The following is a 9,279-nucleotide window of genomic DNA, read 5'->3' on the forward strand; positions in this document are numbered from 1 at the left end:
TTGGGCGGGCCTCTTCGCGAGCAGGCTCGCTCCCACAGTTGATCTCGGTCGACCACAAAAGTCATGACCGGCATTGAATCCATGTGGGAGCGAGCCTGCTCGCGAAGGAGGCCCAGGCAAAACAACATTCAGCAGACAAAACAAAGCCCGGCCATCACTGACCGGGGCTTTTGCTTTATCGCTACTGACTCAATCGCGCAAATCAGACTCATGAATCGGCTGATCCCGATGCGTCGCGCGCTGATACTGCGCCGGCCACACCGCTTTGCGTCCACCCAGATCATCGTCGGCATGCAGCGGCCAGTACGGATCACGCAGCAGCTCGCGGGCGAGGAAGATGATGTCGGCCTGACAGGTGCGCAGAATATGCTCGGCCTGCGCCGGCTCGGTAATCATTCCCACGGTGCCGGTGGCGATGCCTGACTCTTTGCGTACGCGCTCGGCGAAGCGTGTCTGATAACCCGGCCCGACGGGGATTTCGGCATTCGCTGCGGTGCCACCCGAAGACACATCGATCAGATCGGCGCCAAGCGTGTGCAGGCGTCGCGCCAGCTCCACGGTTTCATCCGGATTCCAGCCGTCCTCCACCCAGTCGGTGGCCGATACGCGGACAAACAACGGCAACTCTTCCGGCCAAACCGCCCTCACCGCTTCAGTCACTTGCAACACCAGACGAATACGATTTTCAAACGAACCACCGTACTGATCGCGGCGTTGGTTGCTCAGCGGCGAGAGAAATTGATGCAGTAGATACCCATGCGCCGCGTGTACCTCAACCACGCTGAAACCGGCCTTCAGCGCGCGTTTCGCGGCATCGACAAAGGCCTGGATGACGTCGGCAATCTGCCCTTCATCCAGCTGTTTCGGTTGCGTGTGTTGCGGGTCAAAGGCAATCGGCGACGGCCCGACCGGGGTCCAGCCGCCGTCATCGGGTTTAACGCTGCCATGCTTGCCGATCCACGGCCGATGGGTGCTGGCCTTGCGCCCGGCGTGGGCCAGTTGAATGCCGGCGACCGCGCCTTGGGCGGTGATGAAGCGGGTAATGCGTTGCAGCGGTTCGATCTGTTCGTCGTTCCACAGACCGAGGTCTTCGGCGGTGATCCGCCCGTCGGCGGTCACCGCCGTGGCTTCAGTGAAGACCAGGCCGGCGCCACCCACCGCGCGGCTGCCGAGGTGCACCAGGTGCCAGTCGTTGGCCAGGCCGTCGACGCTCGAGTATTGGCACATTGGCGAGACGGCGATGCGGTTCGGAAGGGTCAGTTGGCGAAGGGTAAAGGGTTCAAGCAGCAGACTCATGGGGCACCTCTCAAATCAGTGGGCAGGCTCCAGGGTTCTGTTTGAATAGTCGACGAGTGACAGGAAAAAAGTGCAGCACCCGCCCCCGCGGGCAAAAAATTCGACAAGACGTCACAAGGCCAATCAAGCAGTGCTTAGAGCCTAGTCGACAACGGGGGATGAGGGAGGGTTCAGAGTGATTCAGTGTGTGAAAGGACGCTTTCGCGAGCAGGCTCGCTCCCACAAGGACAACACCGTACCTGCGGGAGCGAGCCTGCTCGCGAAGGGGTCAACGCGGTTCGATATGGGCAATCATCAGTTGTACCGTCTCATTACCCCGAAACTCGTTAACGTCGAGCTTATAAGCCAGCTCAACCCACTGAATCGTCGGATTTGGCCAGATATCCCGGTCAATACCGAACGCAATACCGTCCAGTTTCACCGAACCACATTCGCTCTTCAGCACCACTTTCAGATGCCGCTCGCCAACAACACGCTGCTCGACCAACTGAAACACCCCGTGAAACAGCGGCTCAGGAAAATGCTGCCCCCAAGGCCCGGCATGGCGCAGGGCGCGAGCCAGTTCGAGGTGGAACTCCTCCACCGCCAGCGTGCCGTCCGAGAGCATGCGCCCGGTCAGGTCTTCCTCGCGAAGTTGCCTACGCACTTCAGCGTCAAAGGCCTCGGCGAAAAGCGGAAAATTCTCTTGCGGCAAGGTCAGACCGGCGGCCATCGCGTGGCCGCCGTACTTGGCGATCAGGGTCGGATGCTGTGCTGCAACAACGCTCAGCGCATCACGAATATGAAAGCCCTGCACCGAACGCCCCGAGCCCTTGAGCAAACCATCACCGGCATCAGCGAAGGCAATGGTCGGACGGAAGTAGCGCTCTTTCATCCGTGACGCGAGAATACCGATCACACCCTGATGCCACTCCGGATCGAACAGGCACAGACCAAATGGCATCGACTCCACCGGCAAGTCCTTGAGCTGCGCCAGCGCTTCACGCTGCATGCCCTGCTCGATGGATTTGCGATCCTGGTTCATGCCGTCCAGTTGCGCGGCCATTTCCCGGGCAACGTTGGCGTCGGCAGTGAGCAGGCATTCGATGCCCAGGCTCATGTCATCCAGACGCCCGGCAGCGTTCAGGCGCGGGCCGACGATAAAACCGAGATCGGTGGACGTGATGCGGGTGGCGTCACGCTTGGCCACTTCAAGGATCGCTTTGATCCCCGGCCGTGCGCGACCGGCGCGAATTCGCTCCAGGCCTTGGTGCACCAGAATCCGGTTGTTGGCGTCCAGCGGTACCACGTCGGCAACGCTACCCAGCGCGACTAGATCAAGCAGTTCACCGATGTTCGGCTGCGGCTTGTTCTCGTACCAGCCGAGACTGCGCAAACGCGCACGCAACGCCATCAACACATAAAAAATTACGCCGACGCCGGCCAGTGCCTTGCTCGGAAACTCGCAGCCAGGCTGGTTCGGATTGACCAGCGCATCGGCCTGCGGCAATTCATCGCCCGGCAAGTGGTGGTCGGTGATCAAGACCTTGAGGCCAGCCTTTTTCGCCGCCGCCACGCCCTCGACGCTGGAGATGCCGTTGTCGACGGTGACCAGCAAATGTGGCTCACGGGTCAAAGCGACTTCGACGATTTCCGGGGTCAGGCCGTAGCCATATTCGAAGCGGTTCGGCACCAGATAATCGACGTGCGCCGCACCGAGTAAACGCAAGCCAAGCATGCCGACCGTGCTGGCCGTCGCGCCGTCCGCGTCGAAGTCGCCGACGATGAGGATGCGCTGGCGTTGCTCCAGCGCCGTCACCAGCAAGTCCACTGCGGCGTCGATGCCCTTGAGCTGCTGAAACGGGATCAACCGTGCCAGGCTCTTGTCCAGTTCTGCCTCGGACTGCACGCCCCGCGCCGCATACAGGCGGGTCAGCAACGGCGGAATATCACCGAGAAACGGCAGCGTGGCAGGCAGTTGACGAGGTTCGATGCGCATGGGGTAACGGAGACTTCTCTTTAATACGTGGGATTAATCAGCTACAGGCGCGGGATCAGCCGCGCTCACCTTGTAGCCATTGCAACTGGACTTCGTGCTGACCACGGTCGTCGGTGACGAAGATCGTCCCTTCGCTGATCATCACGTCCCATTTGATGACGCGGGGCATGTCTTTGGCCAAAGTCTCCAGCACTTCTTGCGGGACGGCGGCGATGTTGACGTTTTTCAGGTTCTTGATCGCCGGGATCACTTTGGTTTCCCAGACGCGCAGGCTGCCGTAGGCGAGCAGGCTGGTGCGCTCGGTGCGGCGCGAGCACCAGGTCAGGCGATCGGCGTCTGGCTGGCCGACTTCGATCCAGTGCAGAACGCGATCGTCCAGGCTCTTTTCCCACAGCGCAGGTTCATCCACGTCTGACAGACCGCGACCAAACGACAACTGCTCGTTGTACCAGAGGGCGTAGGCCAGCAGGCGCACGGTCATGCGCTCTTCGGTTTCCGAAGGGTGACGGGCGATGGTCTGCTTGACGCTCTCGTAGACACTGCGGTCGAGGTCGGTGAGGTTCAGTTCAAATTTGTAGGTAGTGGACGGCTGGGCCATGAACGGGCTTCTTGATACGAGGAAAGGCGGCAAGTCTAACCGATGCGGTAGGCAATCATCGAATTGATGGCGATCAACCTGCGGCGTCTGACAGCCGGCTATGTTAAAACGCTGTATCCGCACAGCCTTGTCCTACAGGATTCAGCATGCCGTTTTCCAACAAGCCGCTCAGCGGTGTGAAAGTCATTGAATTGGGTACGTTGATTGCCGGGCCGTTTGCCTCGCGTATTTGCGGCGAGTTCGGCGCTGAAGTGATCAAGATCGAATCGCCGGACGGCGGTGATCCGCTGCGCAAATGGCGAAAAATGTATGAAGGCACGTCCTTGTGGTGGTTCGTGCAGGCGCGCAACAAGAAGTCGCTGACGCTGAATCTGAAACACCCCGACGGTTTGGCGATCCTGAAAAAACTGCTCAGTGAAGCCGACATTCTCATCGAGAACTTTCGCCCCGGTGTGCTGGAAAAACTCGGCCTGAGTTGGGAAACCCTGCACGCGCTGAACCCGAAACTGGTGATGGTGCGCCTGTCCGGTTTCGGCCAGACCGGGCCAATGAAAGATCAGCCAGGCTTCGGCGCGGTTGGCGAATCCATGGGCGGTTTGCGCTATATCACCGGTTTTGAAGACCGCCCACCGGTGCGCACCGGGATTTCCATCGGCGATTCGATTGCCGCGCTGTGGGGCGTGATCGGCGCACTGATGGCGCTGCGTCATCGCGAAGTCAATGGCGGGCTCGGCCAAGTGGTCGATGTGGCCTTGTACGAAGCGATTTTCGCGATGATGGAAAGCATGGTGCCGGAGTTCGATGTGTTCGGGTTTATCCGCGAACGCACCGGCAACATCATGCCCGGCATCACGCCCTCTTCGATTCACACCAGCGCCGACGGCAAGCACGTGCAGATCGGCGCCAATGGTGATGCGATCTTCAAGCGCTTCATGCTGATCATCGGGCGCGAAGATCTGGCTAATGACCCGATGCTGGCCAGCAACGACGGGCGCGACAGTCGCCGCGACGAGTTGTATGGCGTGATCGATCGTTGGGTCAATTCGCAGCCGCTGCAAACGGTGCTCGATCTGCTCAATCAGGCCGAAGTACCGGTCAGCCGCATTTTCAGCGCCGAAGACATGTTCAGCGACCCGCAATACCTCGCCCGGGAGATGTTCCTGTCCGCCAAGTTGCCGGACGGCAAGGACTTCAAGATGCCGGGTATCGTGCCGAAACTTTCCGAGACACCGGGCAGTTCCGAATGGGTCGGGCCGACGCTGGGTGAACACAATGCGCAAGTGCTCAACGACCTCGGTTACGACGCGCAGCAGATCGCCCGATTGCGCGAAGACGGAGCCATTTAAGCTGAAAAACCTGCATCCCTCAGACGCCAACCGCGCTCACCAATGGTGGACGTGGCGTCTGTTCGGCCTGTTGTTTTTGCTGGCCTCGCCAACGTGGGCGCAGGCGAAGCCAACGTTGATCTGGTTGCTGCGCGATTTACCGCCGATGACGATTTTCGAAGGACCGAAAAAGGGTCAGGGGGTGATCGATCATTTGATGCCGCAACTGATTGCCGGCATGCCGCAATACGAACACAAGATCATGCGCGTCAACCGTGCGCGTGGTTTGCAGATGCTTCACGAAAACCCTTTCGCTTGCGACCCTGCGCTGCTGTGGAACAAAGAGCGCGCGCAATGGGTGGCGTATTCGATTCCGGCGATTCGCGCTGTAGCCAATGGCTTGGTGGTGCGTCAGAAAGATCGCGCGGTACTCGAACCGTATCTGGTGGACGGTGCGGTGGATTTTTCTGCGCTGCTGGCCAGTGGTGAGCGAAAAGTCGGCGTAGTTGCCGAACGCAGTTACGGCGAATACATCGACGGACTGTTGCGCCACGCCCCCAGCGGCGCATTGACCCCGCACTACGGCAATGATGCATTGAGCAATTTGCTGTCGATGCAGCGGCTGAACCGATTACAGGTGGTGCTCGGCTATTGGCCAGAGATCCGCTATCAGGCGAAACAGGCACAAATTCCGGAAGATGAGCTGGAGTTCTATTCGATTCGCGGTACCGAGAAATATCTCTCAGGCTATGTCGCTTGTTCCGACACCACGCAGGGCCGCCAGGCCATCAGCGAAATCAATCAACTGCTGCGCACCCTGCCCCACGAGCATTTGAATCAACTCTACGCGGCGTGGCTGGATCCCGAACGACAAGCGGATTATCTGCAGCAAGCGCGGACATTTTTCGAGCAGCAAGCCGCGCAATAGGCAAACGCCAGACAAAAGAAACCCCGAGAAGTGGGGAGACGACTCGGGGTTAAACGTGGCCTACATAAAGACCAGTAGCAGCAAGCGACAAGCACCGGAGCACAATGCTTGATCCTGCTGTTACTGGGTCTGACTGACAGGGATGCAGGAAGGTTCCCACAAAAAATATTTCATCTTTACAGCGTCGGACGTTTATCCAGCGCTGCGTTGCGCAATGCCGCGATCACACAGGGTTCCAGCCGTCCTTCGGCAATCAGCACGTCACGGTGCAGGCCGTCGACGACATCGGTCAGCAAGCGTTTGTCGCTCAACTGCGCCTGATTGAATTCGCGTTCCACCACAATAGCGCCGTTGCTGTTCTTCAGGGTCACCAGGCATTCGCCATGGCTGCCGCGAGGGGTCAACGTCACTTGATACGGGCTCAGAGCCTCACCGAGCAATAGACTGATACTTTCCATCTCGATCTCCACTCAATAGTCCGAAAACACAGTGCCTGGGGCGTGTTCACAATAAATGACCACCGGCCCGAGAAGAAAGTTCTGCCTGCGATTGCTCCATCCCTGGAGCCTTACCGGTCTATGGAGCATGCACGGCGAAGATGACAGTAAAAATACCCCGCGTTTCAAGCCCCGACAGGCTGATGCAAAGCGCTGAGGTATTGATCAAGCAAACCGCGCATCAACACCGCCGAAACCGGCGTTTGCAGGCGTCCGAGCAGTTGCAGCTCATGCGCGTGCAGCAGCGTTTCAAGGTCGGTCAGCAGGCTCGGCGCCACGTTGCCCAGCAGAATCAATGCGCGTGATTGCTCCTGCCGGGTCAGATGATGGATCAACGCCAGGCCATCGCCGCCCTTGAGTTGCGGATCGCAAATAGCGATATCGATGACGCCGCTTTGCTCCAGCGAACCCAAGGCCGAACCCAGCGACGGCGCGGTCAGTACGTTGTAGATGCCGATGGCGTTGAGCATCTGGTGCAACGCCATCAACTGGAACGGATTGTGTTCAAGGATCAGGACTTTGAGCGAGCGCATAGGCGACCTCTGAAACGGCGGGTGCGGACTCTCACCGCAGACACCGTTCACTCTAGGGCAGCCGTCCTCAGCCTCCCATCGGAAAAGGCCTCAGGGGTTATAGGACTTTTCCCAAACTCAGTGCAGACGTCGGCTCATGTCTGTCCAGCCACCGAGCAGTCCGCGCAGTTTTCCGTCGGCGCTGTAAAACGGCACCGTCCATTGATAGATCTCCCGCGAGCCGTTCTTGAATTGCAGTTGGCGCCGGCAGAATCGCGTCTTGCGCGTCTGCAACTGCGACATGAATTCGTCGTGAAGCATGCGCGACGTGATCTGTGGCAGCGCATCAACCTCCATCAGCGAGCGTCCCTGAACCTGATCGAAACGAATGTCGAGCGCCTCCTCATAACTGCGATTGCACATGATCAAGCGGCCCAGCAGGTCGCGGACGAACACCGGATCGGGCATTGAATTGATCAACGCATGCTGAAACGCCAACTGGTCGCCGAGATCTTTTTCAGCTTCAGTGCGTTGCCTGATCGCCGCGCGTAATCGCCGATTCCAGACCAGCGACAACAGACCGAACGTGCCAATCACGGCCATCGCCCAACAGCCCCAACTGGCGATGCGCTGCCACACCGAGGGCACCCGCAACGGGGAAACACCGTCGAGCCATTTGAGCCGAATCGCGCGCAACTCCTCCGGCGGAAAAGCCTCAAGCGCCTTGTTGAGGATGCTCAACAACTCCGGCTGGCCCTTGCGCACCGCCAAGTGATCTGCCTCCCATTTTCCTTCGAGCAAATCGCCGACCCTGAGCAATCCGGAAGGAAACAGCTGCGCGCCAATCTCGTTTTCAATCGTGGCATAAGCCTCACCGCTTTCGACCAACGCCCGTGCTTCGGCATAGGTTTTCACCGAGCGGATCTCAATGGCCGGATAGTCGCGGCGGATGATGCCTTCCAGCGCGTGCCGGGCTGGCAGCACCAGTACACGTTTGGCCAACTGCTCCAGCGACTGCACCTGTGGTTCGCCAACACGCCCGACAAACACCCAGCCCGCACCGCCAAAGGCATGGCTGAAATCGAGGAACACTTTGCGCTCATCGCTCATCGCCAGCGTGGTGCTGATGTCCGCTTCACCGCGCTCCAGCCGTTCGAGCAGGTGGTCGGTGGAGAAAGACTCTTGATGCACAAACTGCAAACCGGTCATCGCGCTGATACGCTTGAGCACATCACTGTTCAGGCCGTTCCAGTGCGCATGTTCATCCTGGAACAGGTACAGCGGATACTGCACGGACGCGACGATGACCCGCGGATTGTCGCGGATCCATTGCTGCTCTTCTGCGTTCAGTTTAATGGGCTGAACCTTGCTGACGTCAGCGTCATGCTGCATCAGTTGCGCCGCTACCCCCCAGCGCATGAACCCCAGCATTACCAATAAAAACAGCCAGCACAGGGCCGGCTTCAAATCTCTGGAAAACCACATTGCCACTTCCTTCGTGATCAACTCACCCGTCCTTCGTGGGTGAAAACCCGAGCAGTGTGGCAGCAGAAACAAAAAAGCCCGTCAGGAGACGGGCTTCAAAATGTGACAGCTTTTACGGCTTACAGCGGCTTGCCGCGGTTGCCATGCTGGCTGACAAAGGCTTGCACGGCTTTCAGCTCGTTTGGCAGAACGGTGCAGCGCTCATTTCGCTCAAACAAATCAGAAAGATGTGCAGGTAGTTCGAGCGCTTTTCCTACACCGGCTTTCTCTACGGCTTCAGGGAATTTCACCGGGTGAGCGGTGCCCAGGATGACCATCGGGATATCCAGGCTGCGACGGCATTCACGCGCAGCTTTAACACCGATGGCGGTGTGCGGATCCAGCACTTCGCCAGTCTGCTCGTAGACTTCAGCGATGGTTTCGCAAGTCTGTGCGTCATCTACAGCCAGCGAATCGAACAGCTTGCGCGCTTCGGTCCAGCGTTCTTGCTCGACGCTGAAACCGCCGCCCTGCTTGAACGAATCCATCAGGCCAGCAATCGCTGCACCGTTGCGACCGTGCAGGTCGAACAGCAGGCGTTCGAAGTTCGACGAGACCATGATGTCCATCGACGGCGACAGCGTGGCGTGCAGGGTGTCCTTGACGTACTGATTGCCGCTC

The 9,279-nt window shown here is 59.0% G+C and carries 8 protein-coding genes and 1 pseudogene; 2 read left to right on the forward strand and 7 right to left on the reverse strand.

Translation table 11 applies throughout. From position 1 onward, the window contains the following. Window positions 1-189 precede the first annotated feature (189 nt). The 3 genes from ACIP1X_RS18335 to ACIP1X_RS18345 form a co-directional block, all read right to left on the reverse strand. Window positions 190-1,296 (reverse strand): NADH:flavin oxidoreductase/NADH oxidase, encoded by a 1,107-nt coding sequence (locus ACIP1X_RS18335; RefSeq protein ID WP_400754095.1) that lies wholly within the window; start codon window positions 1,294-1,296, stop codon window positions 190-192. Between the two features lie 268 nt (window positions 1,297-1,564). Further along, window positions 1,565-3,274: a single-stranded-DNA-specific exonuclease RecJ gene (gene recJ, locus ACIP1X_RS18340; RefSeq protein WP_400754098.1), complete on the reverse strand. Its 1,710-nt coding sequence runs from the start codon at window positions 3,272-3,274 to the stop codon at window positions 1,565-1,567. 55 nt (window positions 3,275-3,329) lie between these two features. Beyond that, a complete protein-coding gene (locus ACIP1X_RS18345; RefSeq protein WP_007908961.1) occupies window positions 3,330-3,872 on the reverse strand; it encodes a YaeQ family protein in 543 nt (180 codons plus the stop codon). A 146-nt stretch (window positions 3,873-4,018) separates the two neighbouring features. Here ACIP1X_RS18345 and ACIP1X_RS18350 point away from each other — a divergent pair, with 146 nt between their 5' ends. Both ACIP1X_RS18350 and ACIP1X_RS18355 read left to right on the forward strand, forming a co-directional pair. Next, window positions 4,019-5,218 carry a CaiB/BaiF CoA transferase family protein gene (locus ACIP1X_RS18350; protein WP_400754100.1) on the forward strand — a complete coding sequence of 400 codons (1,200 nt, stop codon included), beginning with the start codon at window positions 4,019-4,021 and terminating at the stop codon, window positions 5,216-5,218. After that, complete coding sequence (locus tag ACIP1X_RS18355) at window positions 5,145-6,125, forward strand: TIGR02285 family protein (protein WP_082341389.1); 981 nt, start codon at window positions 5,145-5,147, stop codon at window positions 6,123-6,125. Before ACIP1X_RS18350 ends, ACIP1X_RS18355 begins: the two co-directional genes overlap by 74 nt. A 176-nt stretch (window positions 6,126-6,301) precedes the next feature. On the opposite strand, the gene ACIP1X_RS18360 is transcribed toward ACIP1X_RS18355, so the two are convergent. The 4 genes and pseudogenes from ACIP1X_RS18360 to ACIP1X_RS18375 form a co-directional block, all read right to left on the reverse strand. Further along, on the reverse strand, window positions 6,302-6,583 hold the full coding sequence (locus tag ACIP1X_RS18360) for a DUF3509 domain-containing protein (RefSeq protein WP_053117463.1): 282 nt from the start codon (window positions 6,581-6,583) through the stop codon (window positions 6,302-6,304). Window positions 6,584-6,747: 164 nt separating this feature from the next. Beyond that, on the reverse strand, window positions 6,748-7,155 hold the full coding sequence (locus ACIP1X_RS18365; RefSeq protein WP_159813832.1) for a response regulator: 408 nt from the start codon (window positions 7,153-7,155) through the stop codon (window positions 6,748-6,750). A 117-nt stretch (window positions 7,156-7,272) separates the two neighbouring features. After that, the gene (locus ACIP1X_RS18370) at window positions 7,273-8,619 is read right to left on the reverse strand and encodes a transporter substrate-binding domain-containing protein (protein ID WP_400754104.1); all 1,347 of its coding nucleotides are present in this window, start codon (window positions 8,617-8,619) and stop codon (window positions 7,273-7,275) included. Window positions 8,620-8,738: 119 nt separating this feature from the next. Next, window positions 8,739-9,279: pseudogene (locus ACIP1X_RS18375) on the reverse strand (threonine synthase); the annotation flags it as partial.

This window comes from Pseudomonas sp. NPDC088885 (genome assembly GCF_044750025.1).
GTDB classification, from domain to species: Bacteria; Pseudomonadota; Gammaproteobacteria; order Pseudomonadales; family Pseudomonadaceae; genus Aquipseudomonas; species Aquipseudomonas rustica.